Annotated in this window: 19 protein-coding genes and 1 pseudogene; 13 read left to right on the forward strand and 7 right to left on the reverse strand. The window is 36.2% G+C overall.

Annotated features, from left to right (window positions below):
- Positions 1-165 precede the first annotated feature (165 nt).
- Positions 166-888, forward strand: a complete 723-nt coding sequence (locus K2F26_RS17810; protein WP_220611932.1) for a Uma2 family endonuclease — start codon at positions 166-168, stop codon at positions 886-888.
- Positions 889-1,569: 681 nt separating this feature from the next.
- The gene (locus tag K2F26_RS17815) at positions 1,570-2,319 is read left to right on the forward strand and encodes a phycobilisome rod-core linker polypeptide (RefSeq protein WP_220608862.1); all 750 of its coding nucleotides are present in this window, start codon (positions 1,570-1,572) and stop codon (positions 2,317-2,319) included.
- A gap of 131 nt (positions 2,320-2,450) precedes the next feature.
- Here K2F26_RS17815 and K2F26_RS17820 read toward each other — a convergent pair whose 3' ends face one another.
- Positions 2,451-4,136 (reverse strand): potassium channel family protein, encoded by a 1,686-nt coding sequence (locus K2F26_RS17820; protein ID WP_220608863.1) that lies wholly within the window; start codon positions 4,134-4,136, stop codon positions 2,451-2,453.
- A 360-nt stretch (positions 4,137-4,496) separates the two neighbouring features.
- On the opposite strand from K2F26_RS17820, the gene K2F26_RS17825 reads away from it, so the two are divergent.
- The gene (locus tag K2F26_RS17825) at positions 4,497-4,988 is read left to right on the forward strand and encodes a hypothetical protein (RefSeq protein ID WP_220608864.1); all 492 of its coding nucleotides are present in this window, start codon (positions 4,497-4,499) and stop codon (positions 4,986-4,988) included.
- A gap of 1,205 nt (positions 4,989-6,193) precedes the next feature.
- On the opposite strand, the gene K2F26_RS17830 is transcribed toward K2F26_RS17825, so the two are convergent.
- Together K2F26_RS17830 and K2F26_RS17835 are read right to left on the reverse strand one after the other, a co-directional pair.
- The gene (locus tag K2F26_RS17830; protein WP_220608865.1) at positions 6,194-6,907 is read right to left on the reverse strand and encodes a rubrerythrin family protein; all 714 of its coding nucleotides are present in this window, start codon (positions 6,905-6,907) and stop codon (positions 6,194-6,196) included.
- Positions 6,908-7,370: 463 nt separating this feature from the next.
- Positions 7,371-8,078, reverse strand: coding sequence for a sensor histidine kinase (locus K2F26_RS17835; RefSeq protein WP_220608866.1), 708 nt, complete (start codon positions 8,076-8,078; stop codon positions 7,371-7,373).
- Positions 8,079-8,234: 156 nt separating this feature from the next.
- Here K2F26_RS17835 and K2F26_RS17840 point away from each other — a divergent pair.
- A pseudogene (locus K2F26_RS17840) lies at positions 8,235-8,465 on the forward strand (glycosyltransferase); the annotation flags it as partial.
- Positions 8,466-8,620: 155 nt separating this feature from the next.
- On the forward strand, positions 8,621-8,992 hold the full coding sequence (locus K2F26_RS17845; RefSeq protein ID WP_220608867.1) for a hypothetical protein: 372 nt from the start codon (positions 8,621-8,623) through the stop codon (positions 8,990-8,992).
- Positions 8,993-9,011: 19 nt separating this feature from the next.
- On the opposite strand, the gene K2F26_RS17850 is transcribed toward K2F26_RS17845, so the two are convergent.
- Positions 9,012-9,728, reverse strand: a complete 717-nt coding sequence (locus K2F26_RS17850; RefSeq protein WP_220611933.1) for a TIGR04283 family arsenosugar biosynthesis glycosyltransferase — start codon at positions 9,726-9,728, stop codon at positions 9,012-9,014.
- Positions 9,729-9,912: 184 nt separating this feature from the next.
- On the opposite strand from K2F26_RS17850, the gene K2F26_RS17855 reads away from it, so the two are divergent.
- The 6 genes from K2F26_RS17855 to K2F26_RS17880 all read left to right on the forward strand — a co-directional run bounded on the left by K2F26_RS17855 (position 9,913) and on the right by K2F26_RS17880 (position 16,290).
- Positions 9,913-10,923: a sodium:calcium antiporter gene (locus K2F26_RS17855; protein WP_220608868.1), complete on the forward strand. Its 1,011-nt coding sequence runs from the start codon at positions 9,913-9,915 to the stop codon at positions 10,921-10,923.
- 373 nt (positions 10,924-11,296) lie between these two features.
- On the forward strand, positions 11,297-12,532 hold the full coding sequence (locus K2F26_RS17860; RefSeq protein ID WP_220608869.1) for an LL-diaminopimelate aminotransferase: 1,236 nt from the start codon (positions 11,297-11,299) through the stop codon (positions 12,530-12,532).
- A 98-nt stretch (positions 12,533-12,630) separates the two neighbouring features.
- Complete coding sequence (locus tag K2F26_RS17865) at positions 12,631-14,124, forward strand: AAA family ATPase (protein WP_220608870.1); 1,494 nt, start codon at positions 12,631-12,633, stop codon at positions 14,122-14,124.
- On the forward strand, positions 14,114-14,809 hold the full coding sequence (locus K2F26_RS17870) for a hypothetical protein (protein ID WP_220608871.1): 696 nt from the start codon (positions 14,114-14,116) through the stop codon (positions 14,807-14,809). The genes K2F26_RS17865 and K2F26_RS17870 overlap by 11 nt, the downstream gene beginning before the upstream one ends.
- Before the next feature lie 47 nt (positions 14,810-14,856).
- Positions 14,857-15,510 (forward strand): Uma2 family endonuclease, encoded by a 654-nt coding sequence (locus K2F26_RS17875; protein ID WP_220608872.1) that lies wholly within the window; start codon positions 14,857-14,859, stop codon positions 15,508-15,510.
- Between the two features lie 21 nt (positions 15,511-15,531).
- Complete coding sequence (locus K2F26_RS17880; protein ID WP_220608873.1) at positions 15,532-16,290, forward strand: YebC/PmpR family DNA-binding transcriptional regulator; 759 nt, start codon at positions 15,532-15,534, stop codon at positions 16,288-16,290.
- Positions 16,291-16,378: 88 nt separating this feature from the next.
- On the opposite strand, the gene K2F26_RS17885 is transcribed toward K2F26_RS17880, so the two are convergent.
- On the reverse strand, positions 16,379-16,825 hold the full coding sequence (locus K2F26_RS17885) for a DUF29 domain-containing protein (RefSeq protein WP_220608874.1): 447 nt from the start codon (positions 16,823-16,825) through the stop codon (positions 16,379-16,381).
- A 93-nt stretch (positions 16,826-16,918) separates the two neighbouring features.
- Positions 16,919-17,542 carry a hypothetical protein gene (locus tag K2F26_RS17890; RefSeq protein WP_194054547.1) on the reverse strand — a complete coding sequence of 208 codons (624 nt, stop codon included), beginning with the start codon at positions 17,540-17,542 and terminating at the stop codon, positions 16,919-16,921.
- A 94-nt stretch (positions 17,543-17,636) separates the two neighbouring features.
- Here K2F26_RS17890 and K2F26_RS17895 point away from each other — a divergent pair, with 94 nt between their 5' ends.
- Positions 17,637-18,902, forward strand: a complete 1,266-nt coding sequence (locus K2F26_RS17895; protein WP_220608875.1) for an FAD-dependent hydroxylase — start codon at positions 17,637-17,639, stop codon at positions 18,900-18,902.
- A gap of 177 nt (positions 18,903-19,079) precedes the next feature.
- On the forward strand, positions 19,080-19,664 hold the full coding sequence (locus tag K2F26_RS17900; RefSeq protein WP_220608876.1) for a hypothetical protein: 585 nt from the start codon (positions 19,080-19,082) through the stop codon (positions 19,662-19,664).
- A gap of 285 nt (positions 19,665-19,949) precedes the next feature.
- On the opposite strand, the gene K2F26_RS17905 is transcribed toward K2F26_RS17900, so the two are convergent.
- On the reverse strand, positions 19,950-22,490 hold the full coding sequence (locus K2F26_RS17905) for a fimbria/pilus outer membrane usher protein (protein ID WP_220608877.1): 2,541 nt from the start codon (positions 22,488-22,490) through the stop codon (positions 19,950-19,952).
- Between the last annotated feature and the right edge of the window lie 143 nt (positions 22,491-22,633).

A 22,633-nucleotide genomic window follows, 5' to 3' on the forward strand; every position in this document is an offset into this window, starting at 1 on the left:
TGAAGTAATTATTTTCAGAATTTTTTAGGCGATCGCCTATTATTTACCTGTTATTTAAATTTGAGATTTTGAATTATTTACGCCAAAATTCACAATTTCAAATCTCAAATTCAGTCAGATCAATCACAAGCTATACTAAAATTTAATCCCTTATTTATGTTTCCTATGGTTGTAAGTGCTTCCACCACCAATATTACCTGGGAACTCCTACCCGAAGACTTCATTTTAGACGATGAACCTGTGGATAATGTCAATCAACCCAGTCTAGCAGCAGCATTAACCGAAAGTTTAGAACTCGCTGGTAAACTGCCAGCAACAGCTTTAGCTACCACTAATTATGGCATCTGTGCCACCGTAAATGGCAAATTTGTCATCAAAGCCCCTGATTGGGCTTACGTGCCGCAAATTACCGTACCTAGAGAGCAAATTCAGCGCAGTTACACCCCCCATAAACAAGGACAAATTCCTACAGTGGTCATGGAATTTCTTTCCGATACAGAAGGAAGTGAATATTCCAGTAAACGCACCTATCCCCCAGGAAAATGGTTTTTTTATGAACAAGTTTTACAAGTTCCTAACTACATCATTTTTCAACCAGAAACCGGAGAATTAGAAGTACATAATTTGCAGGAAACCGGATCTTATAAATTACGTTCCCTTGATGATAATAACCGTTATTGGTTAGCAGAAATGGAACTATTTATAGGTGTATGGCAAGGAAAGCGCGAAAACCGTCAAGGTTACTGGTTACGCTGGTGGGATCAAGATGGTAATTTGTTACTTTGGGGTTCTGAGTTAGTGCAACAAGAACGACTTGCTAAAGAAGCCGCCTTAAAACGCCTTGAAGAATTAGAAAAACGTCTGCGAGATGCTGGCATTTCTGATTAAATTTGTTTTAAATGTGTTCACATTGTTCACATAAATTAACCATAAATTCAAAAATATTAAATCCCCGACTGCTGCCAAAAGTAGGGGATTTTTTATAGCAGGTGACAGGTGACAGGTGACAGTGTTAAAAACCTTAGAGTGTTTAAGTTTTATTTTTCGTTAATGTCCTAATCGTGGGAGCATCCCAATGAAAGAAAAAATAACCGCAGCAACACTAAAAAATCTCTTAAACTCTCTTTCCTTTGTGTCCTTTGCGCCCTTTGCGGTTCAATCATATCATACCCTTGGGGCATATTATTATTTCCATAGATAAAAATAAATTTACACATTTGGGATGTTCCCCTAATCGCCTTGTCTACGGCTATATTTTTTAATCAATCATTAACACCTTGATAAATCAAACAGCTAATTTAGATACAGAAGAACATCAAATTAGATATTATGCTACTTTGTGGTTAGGAAGACAATCATGCTCATCATTATTTAAGTTTTTCTGCCATCTTTGATTTCTTAATAATTATTTAGTTGTAAAAGTAGACAATGATTTTCAAAATTGAATCAGAATTTTAACTTTTAGATTTAACAGAAGTTGGTAAGTGCAGATATACCAACTAACGTTAGAAATCAAAGTTATTGCGTAAATCCTGAAAACATCATTTTTACAACTTAAACAGGATCCCCATGACTATTCCTCTACTAAAATACGCTCCATCCAGCCAAAACCAAAGAGTTAAAAGTTTTGAAATTCCTGGAGAAGAATATCCAAGAATTTACACCACAGAAGGAACACCTGACACCGCAGAAATTGATCAGTTAATTTGGGCTGCTTATCGTCAAATATTCAACGAACAACAAATTTTAGTTAGCAACCGTCAATTAGCTCTAGAATCCCAATTAAAACACAAAAGTATTACTGCTCGGGATTTTATTAGAGGATTGTTATTATCGGAAACATTCCGCTTACGTAACTACAACGCGAATAACAATTATAGATTCGTGGAAATGTGTATACAACGAGTTTTGGGCAGGAATGTTTACAGTAAACAAGAAACAATGGCCTGGTCTATTGTGATTGGGACTAAGGGTTTACAAGGTTTCATTGATGCACTGCTAAATAGTGAGGAGTATCAAAGTAATTTTGGTGATAATACAGTTCCCTATCAACGTCGAAGAATTATTGCACAACATAGTATAGGAGAGTTACCTTTTAGCCAATTTCCTCGTTATGATCAATACCATCGTCAACAACTAGAGGACTTTGGATATTTCCAAGCTAAAGCACCTGTAGGACATTGGTGGAAGCAGCACAAACCTCCTTATAATCCAGTTTCTTTATTGATGTCATCACCTCTTTTTTTCATAGAACATCTCGTCTTTTTTGCATTCATAGTTTATGTAATTCTCTCCTATTATGGTGTGATTAGCTTGTAATATTACCTGTCCTTAAAGAGGGAACAGGGAACAGGGAACAGGGAACAGGGAACAGATAATTATTGATTATCCCTTCACTCTATTCACTGTCACCTGTCACCTGTCACCTGTCAACTGTCACCTCGTCCAGTCTAACCTGCTATTTCCTGTTCTTCACGCCATAATTGATATAACCGATTTGCAGGAATTGTTAAATACAAAATATCACCCGCACTTAAATTAGTTTCTAATAAATCCCAACCGTGTAAAGTTTGGTGATTTGTCTCTACATATAAAGGTACAAAATCCGCATATCTAGCTACATCTTTCACCCATTGACCACAAAAAGGATGGTTAGGAGTAATCAAAGTTGCAAAAGCCACCCATAAATTATCACCTATAATTCCATTACCAATAATTCTCCCTCCCAAAGCAGCAGCAGCAAAAGCCGGTGCAGCTAATTCTGCGGGACTTAATACAGCTTCAAAATCAAATACCTGTTGTGCTATCCTGGCAAAATCAGGATCAGCATAGTGAACAATTACTGGAATTCTTGATATTAAACTTTTGGCTTTGAGGGCAATTTCTAAATTAATAGCATCGTTATTAGTAACAGCTAAAACTGCGGACGCGGTATCTATATTACTGGTTTGTAAAGTTGTGCGAAAACTCGCATCTGCCAAAATTACAGGAATACCCATTCCCCTAGCAGTGTTGACATATCTATTATTAGCATCTGTTTCAATTACTACTACTTCATGTCCACTTGTATGAAGTTGTTGCACAATTTTAATGCCAATGCCACTTAAACCACAAACAATATAATGATGACGTTGGGGAATTCTGGCAGCATCCCAAAATTGTTTGAGACGAGTTCCTAAGACAAAATCCGTTAGCATAGCATACCAAATACCAAAAACTATTGCTCCTGCCAACATCATAAAAATGGTAAATAATTTAATATTATTTGGTGCTTCTTCTACAACTTTATCATTACCACCAGCACCAGTAATCATGCCCACAGCAAAATATAAGGCATCAACAAAGGAAATATTTAATTTAGCATAAACATAGGTAAAAGTGGCGATCAAAATAATGACTACTAATGCTATAGCCATTGCTATTACTGATTTGGCGTGTTTTTGAAAATGGCGAATACTGGTGAAAATTTTAATCAGTTTTCTTGCCCATGATTTGCGGGTGTGATTGATGCGGGGTTGAGTACCAATAATGAGGCGATCGCCTACTTTTAAATGTTGTTCTGCTAACACCGCTGACACTAAATTCATCTTCCCAATTACGGGTAAATAATAAATCAGCATCCGTGATTTATCTTCCCACAAATCACTGATTTTTTGCCCGCGCCAAGGATGATTTTCATTAATATATTCTTCTTGAATTGGCCAAGTTTGCTCAAATAATTTGATTTGTCCTATGGCTTTATTTCCTAAAGCTGCAAATGTAAATACTGGTGCAGCCAACCCCACAACACTCATACTTAAATGATCTATAAGAGTGTGATCTAAACGTTCACCTAAATTAGTATTATAAAAACGGTTGATAATGCGAATATTGGGATTTAATACCCGCGCTTGCATCATCACTGACAAATTTACCGCATCATCAGCAGTAGCAATCACTAAAGTATGTGCCTGGTCAATTCCTGCTGCTTGCAGGGTAGAAGCTGCACAAAATTCACCAATAATTACATCTCCCGTTGCTTCACCAGCTATGGGTCTGCGATGAATACCAACAACTAAAGCACCCTGTTGTCTCAGCAAACGAAAGATTTTATATCCAGTCCGTCCTAAGCCACAAACAATAATTCGAGGTTTCATGAAACAGCAGCATAATTGTAATAATTCAGGAGTCGTAGGGGCGAAGCATTCGGAAAATAACCTGTGATAAAAATTGATAATTTATCGCCCAAATACTGATGCTTCCAGCACGCTTCGCGAACGCCCTTACAGCAGTCAGGAGTAAAATTTTTTGATGTAAATATTTTTCACTGGCTTGTTTACTTCATTTACCTGTAATACTCTGTATGAATCTCTATTTTTGCCTGATTTCTCTAAATAGAACTGTAACTGAACACACGATAGCAAGGAAATTAAACATTAAAAATTAAACATTAAACATTCCAGACACAAATGATTGAAATACTCCGTCTAGATAATTATAAGCCAGTAACAAAGCAGATGAAAAATATATTACAACCTAAAAAACTTGCTGTGATTGTTGCTTCTTTATTAGCAGCAGCAACAGTTTCTCATCCAATTTCAGCACAAACCACACCCGGTCCAATAGCTGAACCTAATGTTAAACTCAATGTACAACGCACCAGCGGTACTTGTCCGCAAACAGTTGGTTTATGGTGGATAACTCTACCCTATGAAGGAGGTGCAGAACATACAGTAATTGCAGATACTAAAGCTTTTGCAGATTCAGTTAAATTAGTTGCTTCTAATAATCAGCAATTTGTAGAATTTGTTGCACCTTTACGCAGTAACTACGCTTCCTGTGTTGGTCAAACTCGCAATCAAGAATATAAATTCTACACGGTACAATTTAAAAATAAAAAAGCTTATTTTCGGGTAGATTTGCGAAAAATTAACGCTCCTGCTCAGGAAATTACCTACAAAACTATTACGGCCTCTCGTCCTTATGTGCGGTGGGCGATCGCTGATTAGATAACATACAGCAGATTGCAGATCAATCAGGTACAACCTGGAATAATAAAACTCTTGTGGTACAGGCATCTTGCCTGTAAGATGTATATATCACTCAGATTAAATATGCTGTATATCATCAATCTGATCAATTACAGGACTGACACAAAACAGAACGAAAGTAGGGGTAATTCATGAATTACCCCTACGCAACAATCAGGTTTTTAGTCCCATCTTGCGTAAGTCCTAAATTAGATAATATCCATATTCCCCACTACTCACATACTTAAATCAGTCGGGTTTCTCTGTAAATGAAGGGTTAAACCCCTCAGACAAAACAATAAATCTTGCATGGTAAAATGATTTACAAGTCAGTTATCAAATCACAAATTAAGTGTTTTAAAAACGACGGAAACCAAACACAAATGCGGATGATGGGTATTACCCCCTAGTGCTTTACTCACATTATCTTAGTTTTTAGCTATAACTTTTATCAGGTGTATGGTTCAAAGTCTCTCTGATCAAGTGTTAGCAATGAACGAGCAAAAATTTCTAAATTTCTAGCTAGAAAAATGCCAAATTGGCAACCACAAGCTAGAGAAGCAAGTTAAATTAAATTAGACAAACGAAAACAAGGCGGTTGCTAAAAAATTAAAAAAATTAGTTTCTGATTCTTGTTAAGTTTGTTGGAAAATTAAATAAAATGATCGTTTGCTGCAATAGGAATACTCACTGAGTACAAACGTTATCGTTATATAAATTACCCCCCTAATTTAACGATAATCGTTATGTGTATATTCCCGAATCGCTTCAGCAGCAAATAGTAGAGTGGGAGAGAATGGCGCTTGGTAATGCCTCCTCCCACTCTCTTTTTTGGGGTATTTTTGGGGAAAATTTTTTGTCCATAAATACTTGAAACTGTTCCCTGTTCCCTGTTTCCTGTTCCCTTTCTCCACGACAAGACTTTTTCAGTAAACCCTATGTATTCTCTTTCAAAAACAAAATATAATCCACTATTTTTTGCTTACTACTAAATAAAGAAGTTTCATAATAAGTTAAGCGGTGATGTTCACCAGAATATAATACTAAAACAATCCAATATGTTTGGTTATTAATTTCCACATCTTTACCAAACCTATTTTTAACCGTAAAATCAGAACTGTTATCCAGATCCCCGACTTCTTCAAGAAGTCGGGGATCTATTCAATCTCTATTTTAAGTTTAATTTAAGCAGCAACTTTTTCCTCAAGATGTTTAAAAGTCTTTTTAGTAGCACCGCAAATAGGACAACTCCAATCATCAGGAATTTCTGCAAAAGGTGTACCAGGTGCAATACCCGAATCTGGATCACCAACAACAGGATCATAAATCATGCTGCATTGTCTACAAATCCATTTTTGAGTTGCCGGATCTTCACCTGCTACTCTAGTTACAGCTTGTCCACCATTTAATACTTCTAAAGCTTCAGTGTAGCGATCTGCATGATAATTTTCAATGAATTTGAGCAAACCAAACCGATGTGCTGCGGCGCGGAATGTGTTAGCGTGTTCACTAGATTCCTGTGCTTGTTTGAAAAATTCTTCCGCTGCGGGATTATCTCTATCTTTTTGAGCAGCAGCAGCAAAATCAGGATACATGGTAGTGTATTCATAGGTTTCCCCTTCAATTGCCAAAGACAAACAACGAGACATAATTTCCCGTTTTTGTTCATCAGTTAAACTAGCAGCATCTTTGACAACCAGTTCTGGATGTAATAACTCAAAATGTGCAAAAGCGTGTTCAGTTTCCTGATCTGCTGTTTCTTTAAAAAGTTTCGCTAAGTCTGTAAAACCCAGTTTACGTGCCACATTTGCAAAAAACAGGTATTTGCGATTTGCCATCGATTCTCCACCGAAAGCTGCTTCTAAGTTTTGTAGTGTCGTAAAATTTGACAAATCCATAATTTTTACTTGCCTGTTAAGTGATATTTCATGGGAAAAACAGACTTATAAACTAGGGGAGATGAGGCCGCCAAAATATTTTTACAATCTTTAAACAGATTTTATAAAACCTGTTTTCGCCCATCTTTAATTACCCTTGTTCTTAGCCGCTTCAGGATAATTATCAATCTTAGATGATGAATATGATGAATATTTTATATTTTTTCTGTCAAAGTAGTTTATTGACAATAATTATTATTAGATCCAGGCTTTTTACCCTTGATATCATGTCCGCATAATCACTTGCGATATAACTTGTGTGTGCAAAAATAGGAAAATTCTTTTCCCCTGCTCCCTGCCCCCCTGCTGGCTTAATGATAAGTATTCAACCGGACATGATATGAAAGGGTAGATTTAAAACCTGCCATGAAACAATTATCAATTGTCAATTCTCAATTCTCAATTGATTGCAGTATTTTGTCTTTTATACAGATGTAGATGTACAAATTGCTGGAACTTCAACTGTGAAAATAGAGCCTTGAGGATGGTTATCCTGCAATGTTATTTTGCCTCCATGAGCTTCGATCGCCATTTTACAAAATGCCAATCCTAAACCAGTTTGACTAGTATTATTGATCTTAGTTCCTATTTCATACTTATTAAAAATCTTTTCTTGCAGTTCTTTTTTAACTCCAGGTCTAAAGTAAATAATCTCGAATTTTGCCGAATCATCTGCTAGATAATTGGCACGTAAAATGATTTTACTGTTAGCAGGAGAAAATTTAACTGCATTAGAAACAATATTATTGATAATGCGACGAAAGATAGGCTCATCTACTTTTATACTACTACCAGGTTTGGGTAGATCGCTGATAAATTGGATATTTTTATTTTCTGCGATCGCAGTAAATTCTTCCACTACTGATTGACAGAAACTATAAATGTCTACTTCAGAATAATTGAGAACCATCTTACCAGATTCTAACTTAGCCATGATCAGTAGACCATCAATCATGGATTGTAGTTCTTCTCCCGCACTGATAATTTGATTAACTTTTAACTTTTGTTTCTCTAGAGGTAAATTGGGATATTTGAGTATATGAGCCGATAGAATCATGCTGGTAAGAGAATTTCGCAAGTCGTGTACCATCATATTCACCATATCCTGTCGCCACTGGAGTAATTCCTGCACCTGATCGTATTGAAAACCCAAAAGCCTGATAAATAAAAGGTTTGAGGCTCATAAAAAGACGGTAGGTGCTTTCGTTATAGCGTCTTGAGTCTGAAAAACCTGGCACTTTTGTGGGCAGCCAGAGATGAAAAAATGTTTTTAATTCTCCTCCTGACTCCTGTGCCAGTATTATCTGGAGATGATGATGGCTCTGTTGACCCCCTGCAAGATGGTAAACTAGGATGGAGAGTACCACACCGCAACCCCGATGCAGTGGCAGCAGCTTGTAGAGAAATTCTCCAGGGTAATGATCAACGTTGTGATGGTAAATGGTTGCGAGAACAGGCGATCGCTATTTTTGGGATAGAAGCATTTCAACAGCGTCTAGGACAAATGTTACAATTGTAAGGAGACTGGGGACTGGGGACTGGGTAATAAATTTTATTTTTCCCAATTACCAATTACCAATTACCAATCACCAATCACCAATCACCAATCACCAATTACCTGTTCCCACTGATAACGATAACTAAAATAAAAGTAGAGTAGAAAAAATTTAAGAAATGAACCTGAATAACTTCCAACAAAATCTTGATAAACTGCGTCCTTGGCTGACTTTATTAGCAGTAGCCTGGTTATTAGCATCATTAGGCTTAGGCTGGTTGGTAAATTCCTTACTAATTATTTTTGGACTGTTGTTAATAGCACCAGTTATAGCATTCTTTGGTTTCCGCTGGTGGCTACAACGTAACTTAGTTACTGATAAGTGTCCGGTTTGTGGATTTGAAATAACAAGTTTAAATAATAGCCAATTACAATGTCCAAATTGCGGAGAACAACTATTAGTAAAAAATAGTCAATTGAGCCGCTTTGCACCAGAAGGTACAATTGATGTGACAGCAGTTGAAATTCCCGCCAAATCAATGGAAGAATGAACTAATATGAAAGTAGGATTCAGGGTTCAGTAGGGGTTCGGTAATTGTTATACCATTTTCGGGTGCGTTCTGGTGAAACACCCCATAAATAAGCAATAACGATAATTTGGTTAAGTAGGGTAGTCTTAAAAATTCCCTTTTTTAACCATCTCCGGGGTGATGTAATTACAGGTACGTCAATTATTTTAATTTTACTTATACGTTTTAAACGGGTAATCAGTTCAAAGTCTTCCATAATAGGCATTTGGGGAAAATTACCAACTTGATCAAATGCAATTTTAGTTAAAAAAATAGCTTGATCACCGTAGGGTAATTGATAGAAATGCGATCGCAACTTTACACCCCACTCTACCAAACGCAAACCCCAATGAGGTGCATCTATTCGCAAAGCAAAAGCACCAGCTATAATTCCAGGTTGTTGTAATGCGGTACGAATCATAGTATCAAAACCTTGAGGTAAACGAGTGTCAGCATGGAGAAACAGGAGAATTTCACCACTAGCGATCGCTGCACCTGTATTCATTTGTATAGCACGACCAGGAGCAGAAGAGATCACAGTTGCACCTAAAAATTCAGCAATAGTAGGTGTATCATCACTTGAACCACCATCAACAACAATGACTTCCACATTTGCACTTGATTGAGTGCTGGTAATTGCTGTTTTAATATTATTCGCTTCATTGAGAGTAGGTATAATAATGGAAATGCGTTGAGTTTTAATATCTTGATGCACCATATCAAATACCAGATGAACCACGTTAAAAATTAAAATTGAAAATTTTTGTAAAACATTAAGTTTAACACTCATACAGCAGATTGCAGATTATTCTGGTACAGAATATAACTTTAAACTTAGAAAGAAAGAGAGTTTTACTTCTGACTCCTGACTCCTGCTGTATCTGCAAATATTTTAGTGAACTATGCTGCTATTCCTTCAAGTTATTGTGTGCATCGCTTTAGTCATTGCTGTGGGAACATGGCTTTCCCAAAGTGCTGATATGTTGGCAGAAAAAACCGGACTAGGGCGGACTTGGGTAGGTACAATTTTGTTAGCGGGTGTTACCTCTTTGCCAGAGTTAGCCACAGGGACAAGTGCCATAGTCATGTTTAACTCTCCAGACCTTGCTGTGGGCGGTATCTTGGGCAGTTGTCTCTTTAATTTGCTAATTTTAGCATTGCTCGATATTTACAACGGTCTAGCCCCATTATTGAAACGAGCGCAAATTAGTCACGGTTTAGCAGCAAGTTTGGGTTGTGGAATGCTGGGTATTGCCGCTGGGGGAATGCTGTTGGGAAAAACAGAGACTAATTTAACTGTGGGATGGGTGGGTATTCCCAGTGTGATTTTACTATTACTTTATTTTGTCAGCGCCCGGACGATTGCCCAATTTGAAACCAGAAGACGTGCAGAAGTATTAGAAGAAGAAGCAGAGGTTTTTCAATATCAACACATTACACCTGTGCAAGCATATCGCAGATTTATCATTCTCTCAGCAATGATTGTCATATTGGGTGTGTGGTTGGCGTTTTTAGGCGATCGCGTTGCCGCAGTCACAGGTTTAGGACAAAGTTTTATTGGCGCTCTTTTGCTGGCAACAGCCACATCATTACCAGAAGTAGTATCATCCTTGGCAGCAGTACGCCTTAATGCCGTAGATTTAGCAGTTTCTAACGTTTTTGGCTCAAATATCACTAATTTAGCAATTTTGGGCTTTTATGATTTCGTATATTTACAGGGGAGCATCTGGGCAAATATCAGTCAGATACATATTTTCACTGCCGTTGTTGGGATGATCATGACTTCCGTGGCCATCACAGGATTAATTTATCATGCTGTTAGTCGTTCACGTATGTATATTACCTGGGATGGATTAGCTCTGATTATCCTTTACTTAGGTGGTATGTACGTGATTTACCAGAACCTATTGTAAAGAAATGTTAAAGACAATGATACTCTAAGGGAATTTGCATAGATAAATCAAGGAATTGAGGATGATGAAAATTAAAATTGTGCAAGGCTTCGCCGTGAGCGTCAGTGGTAACAAAGCTTGTCGAATTATTGATATTAGTTCAAGATAGAGTTAAGCAATATTCTTGACTGCACTATCAGCAGATTTGCTAGGATCAGATATGGAATGGCTAGTAAATTCAGGATTATTTGATGCTATTCAAGGTGGCTCTCTGAAATTGGAGGAATTGGTTTAATTACAATGGATGTCTATGTAGTGTGAACTACGTTAAAAGTCAAATTGGCATTGTCTAAATTACAGTAAGCTATTTTAATGCGTATCTTCAAAATCTAGAATGGCTACTGTTAACGACAACTATCTCAAACTAAAAGCTGGTTATTTATTCCCGGAAATTGCTAGACGGGTAAATGCTTTCGCCCAAGCTAACCCCGATGGGAAAATTATCCGTTTGGGTATTGGTGATGTGACTGAACCCTTGCCAGAGGCTTGCCGGACTGCAATGATTAAAGCAGTGGAAGATATGGGCGATCGCTCATCTTTCAAAGGCTATGGACCAGAACAAGGTTATGCTTGGTTACGGGAAAAAATCGCCCTTCAAGATTTCCAAGCACGAGGCGCTGCTATAGAAGCCGATGAAATCTTCATCTCTGACGGTTCTAAATGCGATACAGGCAACATTTTAGAGATTTTTGGCAAAAATAACAAAATTGCTGTTACTGACCCTGTATACCCCGTTTACGTAGATACTAACGTGATGGCGGGTAATACCGGAGATGCTAACGAAAAAGGCGAATATGGCGGTTTAGTTTATCTCCCTGTCACTGCTGAAAACAACTTTACCGCAGAAATACCTAAAGAGAAAGTAGACTTAATTTATCTCTGCTTTCCCAACAACCCCACAGGTGCAACTGCAACCAAAGAACATTTACAAGAGTGGGTAAACTACGCAAAAGCCAACGGATCAATTATTTTCTTTGACGCTGCTTACGAAGCATTTATTACCGATCCTAGTCTTCCCCATTCTATCTATGAAATTGAAGGTGCGAGAGATTGTGCGATTGAGTTTCGTTCTTTCTCCAAAAATGCGGGTTTCACTGGAACTCGTTGCGCGTTAACTGTCGTTCCCAAAACCCTAACTGCAAAAGCCGCAGATGGTACTGATGTAGAATTGTGGAAATTATGGAATCGTCGTCAGTCTACCAAATTTAACGGTGTTTCCTACATTGTACAGCGTGGTGCGGAAGCGGTTTATTCTGAAGAAGGACAAGCACAAACCAAAGCTTTGGTAAGTTTCTACTTAGAAAATGCCAAAATTATCCGTGAACAACTCACCAACGCAGGTTTATCAGTTTATGGTGGTGTGAATGCACCTTATGTATGGGTGAAAACACCTCATGGTTTAACCAGTTGGGAATTTTTCGATAAATTGCTGCAAACAGTGAATGTTGTGGGAACACCTGGATCTGGTTTTGGTGCTGCGGGTGAAGGTTATTTCCGCATTTCCGCGTTTAACAGTCGGGAAAATGTGGAAGAAGCAATGAAGCGGATCACTGAGAAGTTTAAGGTTTAGTAGGTTGTAAATACCTTTAAAATCTCATGGTGGGCAATGCCCACCTGAATATTTGGTAGACTTGAGTTATGAGTATGTTAGTTGAGAGGTGAACTTATATGAAATTGATCATCAAAAATTTAGGACCTATTAAAAATAATACTCAAGCCATTGATTTAGATAAGGATTTTTTTGTATTTGTTGGCAGAAATAATAGTGGTAAAAGTTATGTGGCTCAGTTATTGTGGGCGATTTTTAATCAAGATATAATTAATAAATTTGCATTGGAAAATTTAGAGATTATTGATAATGAAATAGTGGAAAATGTTAATAAGGTTGAAGTTACTCCTGAACTAATAGGAAAAATATTAAGTAGATACAGCAACTTTTTACAAGAAGAGACAAAAAAAGAAATATTCAATACTGGAAAAGAAGCAACAATTTTTAATAAAATTGCCATTAATTTTGATTATGAAATATCTGAATTAAAAGATGAGAAAATTGAAGCTACTGTCTATATAAAAAAATATGAGGAAGAAAATTCATTAGAGTACATAGAAATCAAAAAAGATCAAGGTGATTTGATATACTCTTTTGAAGAAAAGGACTTACCAGAGAGTTTTCAGGAAATCTTTCCTAAGAGATTTTTGGACAGAAATTTACTCAACCAAAAAAAGTCTATTCTCATTGACATAATAATTAGAACTATGCTAAAACACAAGCATGAGACTTTTTTCTTACCTGCAAGCAGAATTTTCTTTCCTAACTTCTATCTTTATATTATTGACTTTGAAAGAAAAAAACGTGAACAAGATATCAAAAAACTTGTAGATTTATTAGAACGTCCTCGATCTCGTAATAAAGAGAAGATTAAATTAGCTGAATTAGAAGAATTAGATGTTTTTCAAAGACCATATACAAAACCTATTAATCAAGTCATTCAAAAACTGTTAGAAATGTATGATGCAAATATTGAGGATCATTATTTACATCTTTCTGAACAACTACAAGAAATTCTTGGAGGTGAAATAAAAATTATTCGTCGAGAAGGAATTGGAGCAGCAGAATTTTATTTTCAAATAAGTTCTGTTGACGAACTTTTGCCAATGTATTTAGCTTCTTCTTCTGTCAACCAGTTAACACTTTTGGATACATATTTTAAATATTGGGCTGAAGAAAAAAATAATTTCTTAATGATAGATGAACCAGAAGTGAATTTACATCCTGAAAATCAGATTAAATTATTAAATATTTTGATCCAGTTTATCCAAAACGAAACCAGAAATAAAGTATTAATCACAACCCATAGTTCAATTTTAGCTAATGCTATTAATAACTATATATATTTGGATGTTCTGAAAAATCAACATGGTGTAAATGTAGAGAAAATTATCGAAGATAATAAATTATACTATGTTGATTCATCTGTATCTATCGCAAAGGAAAAAGTCGGTGTTTATTTCTTCACAGGTGATAAAATTATAGACTATGAAAGCGGTGATTCTGGTATCTATTTTAGAAACTTTAGAGAAGTTGAAAATAACTTAGATAAATCACTTCGCATTCTGACTGATTATATCTACACTCAAGAAGATGAGGTAGATGATGAGTAAACGTAATAAACGCGATGTGCGTAATTTAAGAGATGAATTTCACAAAGCTTTATTAAAACAAGAATTTATTGTTGAAATTCCTGTAGCTGAAAATGAAATAATTGAAATTGAAGAAAAAAGTTCTAATGCAAAATTGAAGAAGGTATGTATTCAAGGATTAAATTATATTGATAATAAATCACAAGTAGAAAGAATTTGGAAAATAAATTTAGAAAAACCCATACCTGGTATAGCAACTAGCAGCAAAACTACAGAATGTGCTATTGTAGTTTTACAAAAATATGAAAGTAGCTATAGATTGAATATTTTGTTAATTGAGTTAAAATCTAGCATAGATAACAAAGAACTAGAGAGAATTTCCGAAAAGTTTAGTTGTGCAATGTCTAGAGTATATATGTTACTCGTTTTGAATAATCACTTAAATCCCAAACAAGGTTATCATGAGGAAGAAATATATGTAGATTTTCAAGGAATTTTATTTTATCAAACATTTTCTGAAAGAAAGACATTAGAGGAAAATAAATACAGTAAATTTTCCGAAATTATTAAAAGTGATAATAAATCTGGTACATTAATTTTTCAGACAATTTTGAGAGATCAAGATCAAATCAAAATTAAGTGTTTTTGTCACTCAGATATTGACAGTAAAATAGAAATTAGAATAAATTTAAAAGATTTGTTATAATAAATACTTAATGACTAGTCTTAAATTACTACTATCCCTAGTATTCTATGAATGTAGCTATTCCCGTTTTCAAACCCGTTAGTCAAATACAACTAACACCCGGTAGTAAAGTTACTATTCCTGATGTTACATGGGATGAATTTGAATGTATTTTACAAGAACTGGGAGAAAAAAGAAATTCACGAATTGCTTATCATCAGGGTATTTTAGAAATTAAAGTTGCGTCACCTGAACATGAAATTCCCAAAGATTTAATTTCAGATATCGTGAAAATATTATTGAAAGCAAAAGGAATTAAATATCAACCTTTTGGATCAACGACTTATAAAAAACAAGGTGTAGCAGGTGTTGAACCTGATGCTTGTTTTTATATTCAAAATTATCAACAAATGATAGGTAAACGACGTTTACAACCAGATGATCCACCACCAGATTTAGCAATAGAAACTGATGTGACATCAAAAACAACTATTGATGCTTATGAAGCAATTGGTGTTCCTGAATTATGGATTTTTGATAGTGGGAAGTTGTCTATTTATTTGTTGCAAGATGGAAAATATATCAAATCTGAAAAAAGTCCCTATTTGGGAGATTTAGATATTATTCAGATTATACCTGATACTGTTGAGCGTAGTTGGCAGGTGGGGAGTTTTCAGGCTTTGGAAGAATTTACCGCGACGTTATATTCTATCTTGGAATAGAGTGTTAAACTTTTTAAAGTTATGGCTGGACATAGTAAATGGGCAAATATCAAGCGTCAGAAAGCAGTTGCAGACGCAAAAAGGGGAAGTATCTTTACCCAACTATCGCGGGCGATTATAGTTGCTGCTAGGAGTGGAATACCAGATCCGGCGGGAAATTTTCAGTTGCGGACAGCGATTGATAAAGCGAAAGCTGCGGGTATTCCTAATGATAACATTGAAAGAGCGATCGCCAAAGGTGCAGGTACTTTTGCAGGTGATAACACCAATTTAGAAGAAATTCGCTATGAAGGATATGGTCCCGGTGGTGTAGCAATTTTAATTGAAGCTTTAACAGATAATCGTAATCGTACCGCTGCTGATATCCGAGTTGCTTTTAGTAAAAATGGCGGAAATTTGGGGGAAACAGGTTGTGTGAGTTGGATGTTTTCCCAAAAAGGTGTATGTGTTGTTGAAGATGTGGTTGATGAGGAAAAACTTTTGGAAGCATCTTTAGAAGCTGATGCTGATACTTATGAAATGATTGAAAATAACACGGCTGAAGTTTTTACTGAAGTAGTAAATTTAGAGAAACTGAGTCAAACATTGAAAGCAAAAAATTTTCATGTTACAGAAGTAGAATTACGTTGGATTCCGGGAAATCAAGTTGAAGTCATAGATCCTGATCAGGCTAAATCTCTGCTCAAATTAATTGATACTTTAGAAGGCTTAGATGATGTCCAAAATGTCACCGCTAATTTTGAAATGTCTGAGAATTTAATGGCTTTAAGTATGGCTTAATAGGTGACTGGGGACTGGGAAGAAATGTTTACCTTCTACCTCCTGACTCAAGAGGGCAACCACAGGGGGTTTGCCCCTACTGCTTTCGTTATGGTAGCCAATTTTCATCTAATAATTGTTCCAGAGTATAAGGACATTCTAAAGGAAATTGAATCATCATACCTGTTTTTTTACTGACATATTTTAAGGCTTTCTGATAAACTTTATCTTTATTTTCTTGTAAATGATTTCTTAGATTTTTAGTCAAATATTCATTGATTTGAGTTCTAAAACTGATAATCTCTGCTTGCCAATGATTGGCATTATATTGATATTCCTCTTCCCAATATTGCAGCAGTAACAAATGTCTAATTATTTGTTCTAACAAACTCTCAACCGTCAGTTTATCTCGACGAATCATAGCTTCTAATTCCTCAATTAAATGCTCTAAATCCAGAGCATCTAGTCGCTTTTCTTTTAATAATTGCAGAGTTTGTTCTAACCATTTTTCATTATCAACTTCATAAATAGAATACAAATCACTTATTGGATTCATTGCTTTACTCACTTGAATCTACTTGTTAAATGACTAATTAGCAATTATTCTACCACATCATCAAACAATATTATTTTATATTATAAAAAACTGTCACTTGTCACCTGTCACCTGTATATCTTGAGAAATGCTACTAGCTAAAATTCCCAAAATTTTATTCACATCTTTGAGATAATATTCACTCAAATCAATGCTTAATATTTGTTTTTCTAATTTAAGAAATTGCCAAATACTACCAGTTGTCACTGCACCATAGATGGTTTTAATGTCGCTGTGAGATTGTTGATTAAAAATTTGCGCTGCTACCATTTCCGCTGCACACTGACCTAAACCAGCATTAATATTTTCTTTTTTGGCTTCTACAACAATTAAAACTGGTGCAGTCAAAATCAAAATTTCCGGTGATTGAGTAATAATAAAATCGCAAGTACCATTTAATCCTTTACTATCATCAACAGTGAAATCAACACCAGAAAATAAACTCACTTGCTCTTGTAATTGTCGCCTTAAATCTACTAAAATAGGAGAAATAATTAGTTCAGAACGAGCTTTTTCACTATTACTTCCTAAAGCAATTGGCAGGTTATAGTTAAGAATTTCTGTCAGTAAATTACTAGCTGCTAATTCGGGAACAGCAGCAAAAATATCGCGTTTTTCAAAAGTAGTTAATTCAAACTCTTGTTTGGCTTTAGCTAAACTAAACTCGCTGTAAGACATAAACTCATGTTCGGGTAAAATTTTCCTAGTCAACTTGCCTGATTTCAGGACTTGGGTAAAAATAATAGATAAAACATCTTCATCTATCTTCACAATGTCACTTACTCAGCTTACTCAAACTCTCACTCCCCCCCAAACAACCACAGACAAACCAGGATATGATTATGATTTGGTGATAGTCGGTGGTGGTATTGTTGGTTTAACTTTGGCTGCTGCTTTAAAGAACTCTGGTTTAAGTATACTGCTAATCGAAGCTAGGATGACATCAGCCGCAGTGGCTAAAGGCCAAGCTTATGCTGTACATATGTTATCAGCCCGCATTTTTCAAGGAATTGGCATTTGGGATAAAATTCTCCCTAATATCGCTAAATATAGACAGGTGTTTTTATCTGATGCTAACTATCCCGATGTGGTGAAATTTCAAACTGCTGATATAGACACACAAACACCAGAATTAGGTTATGTAGCAGAACATTTTGCACTGTTAGAACCTTTACAAGAATTTGTGAAAAATTGTGCAAATGTAACTTATTTGTGTCCAGCAGAAGTTGTTAGTACACAGAATGAAAAAGATATAGTTACTGTTAATATTAAAGTTGATGGTGAACAGCAGAAAATTAAAACTAAATTGTTAGTAGCTGCTGATGGTTCACGTTCCAAAATTCGAGAAGCTGCGGGAATTAAAACTAAAGGTTGGAAATATTGGCAATCTTGTATTGTCGCTTTTGTCAGACCTGAAAAATCTCATAACTATACAGCTTATGAGAAATTTTGGCAAAGTGGACCTTTTGCAATTTTACCTTTACCTGGTAACAGATGTCGCATTGTTTGGACAGCACCCCATGAAGAAGCAAAAGCTTTATGTGCTTTAAGTGATGAGGATTTTTTAGCTGAACTAACCAAGCGGTATGGTAGTCAAATGGGTAAATTAGAATTATTAGGCGATCGCTTTATTTTTCAGGTACAATTAATGCAGAGCGATCGCTATGTTCTCCCCCGTTTAGCTTTAGTTGGTGATGCTGCACACAACTGTCATCCCGTCGGTGGACAAGGTTTAAATTTAGGTATTCGTGACGCTGCTGCTTTAGCTGAAGTTATCCAAACAGCACACCAAAACGGTGCAGATATTGGTAAAATTGAAGTTCTCAAACAATATGAACAATGGCGAAAAAAAGAAAATCTGGCAATTTTAGGTTTTACTGATTTGTTAGATCGGGTATTTTCTAATAACATCTTACCCGTGGTAATTATCCGACGTTTAGGTTTATGGTTAATGCAGCGAGTTCCAATGTTGAAAATCTTTGCACTGAAATTAATGATCGGTTTAAAAGGTAGAACTCCCGAATTAGGGAAAATGTAAAATGATTTATAATTGGGAAATAAGGTGACAGGGGAAAAATAAATTCTTTCTCCTGACTCCTGACTCCTGACTCCTGACTCCTGACTCCTGTTAAGCTATTGCTAATATCCAAATAGCAAACTTTACACTTGCCAATCAGTTTGTTATTCTCAATCAATGGAATTACTAAATTTAGATATGAACTTTAAAATCATACCTTACTCCTTGGCAGCGTTGATTTTATGCAGCGGCTACACAATTACTCCACCCGCATTAGCCAATCAACCACAAACAACAGTAAAATCTATATGGCAAGTCTTTTCTTCTCAAGAAGGAGGATTTAGTATTTTATTTCCTGGGACACCCACAGTTACAAAACAAAAAATCAAAAGTAAAAATGGCGAAGTTGAGGTGAATTTATTTACCGTTGAACGCCCACAGGAAGAGGTAAAATACACAGTTGCTTATATTGATTATCCAGAAGAATACATTGAACTATTAAAACGTAATAATCAGGTTGAAGCAGCGATAGATACTGGCAAGAAAACAGCTTTAGAAAATGCCAAAGCAACTTTAATTAGTGAAGAAAAAATGAGTTTAGAAGGTCATTTTGGCAAAGAAGTTAACTATACTAAACCTGGTGATAAAATTATTAAACAGAGAATCTTTTTAGTTGATAGAAGATTATATCAAGTCAGTGCAGAAACCACTACAAAAATGCAAAAATTTCTAACTAAGAGTATCAGTGGTTTTTGTGATTCTTTCAAGTTGTTACCAAAATAAGGTTTACTGAAAAGATGTTTTAACCACTCCCTAACCCTCCCCTTGACAAGGGGAGGGAATCGGATTTTGTGGTTTTCCCTCTTGATTCAGGAGGGATTAAGAGGTTGTTTGAAAAGTATTAGATGAAACCGATAATCTCTAGAAACATAACCCCCCTTCCCTACAAGGGAATGGGGGTTTCAAAGCCTCTCCCCGACGCGGGGAGAGGTTTGGAGAGGGGTTTATTTATACATTAAAAACTTTTCAAACATCCTCTAAGGGGGGTAAAAATTTGATATCTAAACTTTACTTGGGAGTAATTTTCAGTGTACCAGTATCATATATGCCCTTAGCATCAGATGGAATTGCAAAGGGAATCACCGCTGGAGGATTGGTAAATAAGCGAATTTCATAGCGTCCTGGTTTTAATCCAGAAGTAGCAAACTTACCTGATTTATTGGTAAATATAGTAACTGGTTGCCAATTGCGATCGCCCACAGCAACAATCTCTGCTGATCCTAGAGAAATAGGTTCACCATTAGCATTCAATAATACCCCTCGCAAGAAAACGGTAGCATCTGTTCCCACTCGTACCAATGTACCACTGTTATAACTTGGCAAAACTTTGATGACGCGATCGCCTAAATCCATTCCCACAGGTAAATTAGGTGCATCAATTGTAAGAGTAGAAATATTATAAGGACTTAAATTTGGCACTACACCAAATCCTAAATTATCAATGCGGGTAGTATAACCACCGGAACTAGGATTAATACCGATTTCTTGACCTTTTATACCGTCTTTGGGAATTACTAAAGCAAAACTATTATTAATAGGACGAGACCAGCCAAAATAACCATCGGCAAATACTAAAGCAGTACCAAAATTGAATTTAGTAGTATTAGCGATCGCATTATTTCCATTTCTAGGAAAAACCGCATCATGAGATAAATTCCCATCAAAACGATAACCTGTATAAGATAATCGCCCATTCCAATTATAACTCCGATCATTTTGGGTTAAACTCAGGGAAGGTTTGGGCGTGCCGATAGTTCGCAACGGGTTATAATTCCAGTTGAGACGATTAGTAGGTTCTCCTTTATTATTGATATTAGATGATGCTTGGATTGATTGACGGCTTCGGGGTAAAGTCCAAGAAAAATTAATGTCAGCACGTTGTTCTGCAAAACCAGTCCGATCAAGATTTTGACTGAGATTGAGATTTACATTTAACCCATTGCGGAAAGTTCTAGAAAGACCAAGAGAAAATCTATAAGTATTAGGAATATCTCGCCCAAATTGATATCTGGTACTCAGATTTCCTCTCATATCTCCGAATAATTTTTGACTATAATTAGCAGTAATATCATATAAAAAATCGTTACGTGGTTTCGCTTCTCCCACTCTAACAAAATTTCGTCCTTTAGATTCTACAGTTAATTGCAACGAACGTTGAGATGGATTATTGTCCCCAACTTGCAAATATTCATAACGTAACTTACCAGCATAATCAATTCCTAATTGCTGATCGTGACTGAGGGCAAGATCCCAGCCCAAGTTACCATAATTGGTAGCAAAAATTCCCTCCAAACCAGCAAGTTGTTGTTGAAAATCTGCTTGTATATAAGTACCTGCGGTGAATTGATTAGTTAGACCTAAACGGTGGGATAAAGTCAAAATTGGTTGAGTAAAATCATAAGTGCGATCGCCATTACTTTCAATAGATGGAACACCCAAACTATAGGCAAATTGCTGTACTCCAGGTGCTAATAAATCCCCCGCCACTGGTTTATAAAAATTCAATCTTTGCACCTGACCCACATCATCTTTAATCACTAATTCTACATCATTAGCTCCCGTATTCAAAGGCAAATCCCGAATATCTTGTCGTCCTGCTGGTAACTGTAAAGTTCGTTGTAATCTCCCATTAACTAATACATCAACTAATGAATCTTTTTCTAAGAAAAACTCAAATTGGCTAATAGGTCGAGTGACTAAATAAGGTTGTAAACTAAAATTTTTAGCCACCGAAATTCCCAGTTGAGGCTTACTATTTTGATAACCTGTAATGGGAAGAGCAAGATCCCCCACTACATAACGTAAAGCTTCTGCTGGTGCATCCCGCACTACTCGCAAATCTCCCCTAATAAAAGCAGGTTTTCTTGCTTCTGTAAAATTGCCCCGTCCCTCAAACACCCAGTTTTTATAATTCAATGTACCATCTACAGCTAAACGTAAAGGTTGCAATCCTATATTTGTTTGTCCTGAACCAGACCAAATATAATCTTTATCAGCGCGAAAATTGACATAACCGCTAAAAGTGCTAGGAAGCAAAGCTTTTTCACTACCAGGGGGTAATCTGCCAGCATTTAAATTAGCTACATTAGTGCGAAGTTGAGCAGGAGGAACTTGAATCTGTAATTCTAATTTAGAGCGATCAAAAGTTGCTTGTAAGCCATTTTCTAGCAAAATTTCTAGGCTTAAATTACCTTCATTATCAACCGCACTTGTCAGTTTTCCTTGGATATCTGGACGAATAACTTTTTCTGTTTCTGCTAACAAAGGTGCTGCTTGAATGCGAACTGCGGGACTATTTCCCAAGGTCAGCAATACTTGTCCTCTTTGTTGTCCATCAATAAAAAATGGAACAATGACTCTCTGGTTTTCGTTCCGGGGTTTCTTAAAAATTTCCTCAAATGTTGGGTCTTGGTTTTGCGTTGCGGGAGGTACATTTGGCGATGGAGAAGGTGAATCTTCCCCTAAACTGGGTGAAGACTTAAAGAAAATTGAACTGCACCCAAAAAACAGCAATAATTGTAAATTATTAACCTTGAATTTTAGTTTCATTGATGAGATAAATTAACCCCTCTCCAAACCTCTCCCCTACAAGGGGATAGGCTTTGAAACCCCCATTCCAGCAACAAAAGTTTTTCCGCTTCCCTCTCCTTGTAGGAGAGGGTTAGGGAGAGGTAGGGAAGGGGGGTTAGGTT

Source organism: Sphaerospermopsis torques-reginae ITEP-024 (assembly GCF_019598945.1).
Lineage (GTDB): Bacteria > Cyanobacteriota > Cyanobacteriia > Cyanobacteriales > Nostocaceae > Sphaerospermopsis.

Excerpts from the sequence above, each read along its gene's own strand:
- K2F26_RS17815 (WP_220608862.1), top strand. The coding sequence starts at position 1,570 with ATGACTATTCCTCTACTAAAATACGCTCCATCCAGCCAAAACCAAAGA.
- K2F26_RS17905 (WP_220608877.1), bottom strand. The coding sequence starts at position 22,490 with ATGAAACTAAAATTCAAGGTTAATAATTTACAATTATTGCTGTTTTTT.
- K2F26_RS17820 (WP_220608863.1), bottom strand. The coding sequence starts at position 4,136 with ATGAAACCTCGAATTATTGTTTGTGGCTTAGGACGGACTGGATATAAA.
- K2F26_RS17855 (WP_220608868.1), top strand. The coding sequence starts at position 9,913 with ATGCTGCTATTCCTTCAAGTTATTGTGTGCATCGCTTTAGTCATTGCT.
- K2F26_RS17860 (WP_220608869.1), top strand. The coding sequence starts at position 11,297 with ATGGCTACTGTTAACGACAACTATCTCAAACTAAAAGCTGGTTATTTA.
- K2F26_RS17865 (WP_220608870.1), top strand. The coding sequence starts at position 12,631 with ATGAAATTGATCATCAAAAATTTAGGACCTATTAAAAATAATACTCAA.
- K2F26_RS17890 (WP_194054547.1), bottom strand. The coding sequence starts at position 17,542 with ATGTCTTACAGCGAGTTTAGTTTAGCTAAAGCCAAACAAGAGTTTGAA.
- K2F26_RS17880 (WP_220608873.1), top strand. The coding sequence starts at position 15,532 with ATGGCTGGACATAGTAAATGGGCAAATATCAAGCGTCAGAAAGCAGTT.
- K2F26_RS17825 (WP_220608864.1), top strand. The coding sequence starts at position 4,497 with ATGAAAAATATATTACAACCTAAAAAACTTGCTGTGATTGTTGCTTCT.
- K2F26_RS17900 (WP_220608876.1), top strand. The coding sequence starts at position 19,080 with ATGAACTTTAAAATCATACCTTACTCCTTGGCAGCGTTGATTTTATGC.
- K2F26_RS17870 (WP_220608871.1), top strand. The coding sequence starts at position 14,114 with ATGATGAGTAAACGTAATAAACGCGATGTGCGTAATTTAAGAGATGAA.
- K2F26_RS17895 (WP_220608875.1), top strand. The coding sequence starts at position 17,637 with ATGTCACTTACTCAGCTTACTCAAACTCTCACTCCCCCCCAAACAACC.
- K2F26_RS17885 (WP_220608874.1), bottom strand. The coding sequence starts at position 16,825 with ATGAATCCAATAAGTGATTTGTATTCTATTTATGAAGTTGATAATGAA.
- K2F26_RS17845 (WP_220608867.1), top strand. The coding sequence starts at position 8,621 with ATGAACCTGAATAACTTCCAACAAAATCTTGATAAACTGCGTCCTTGG.
- K2F26_RS17830 (WP_220608865.1), bottom strand. The coding sequence starts at position 6,907 with ATGGATTTGTCAAATTTTACGACACTACAAAACTTAGAAGCAGCTTTC.
- K2F26_RS17810 (WP_220611932.1), top strand. The coding sequence starts at position 166 with ATGGTTGTAAGTGCTTCCACCACCAATATTACCTGGGAACTCCTACCC.
- K2F26_RS17875 (WP_220608872.1), top strand. The coding sequence starts at position 14,857 with ATGAATGTAGCTATTCCCGTTTTCAAACCCGTTAGTCAAATACAACTA.
- K2F26_RS17850 (WP_220611933.1), bottom strand. The coding sequence starts at position 9,728 with ATGGTGCATCAAGATATTAAAACTCAACGCATTTCCATTATTATACCT.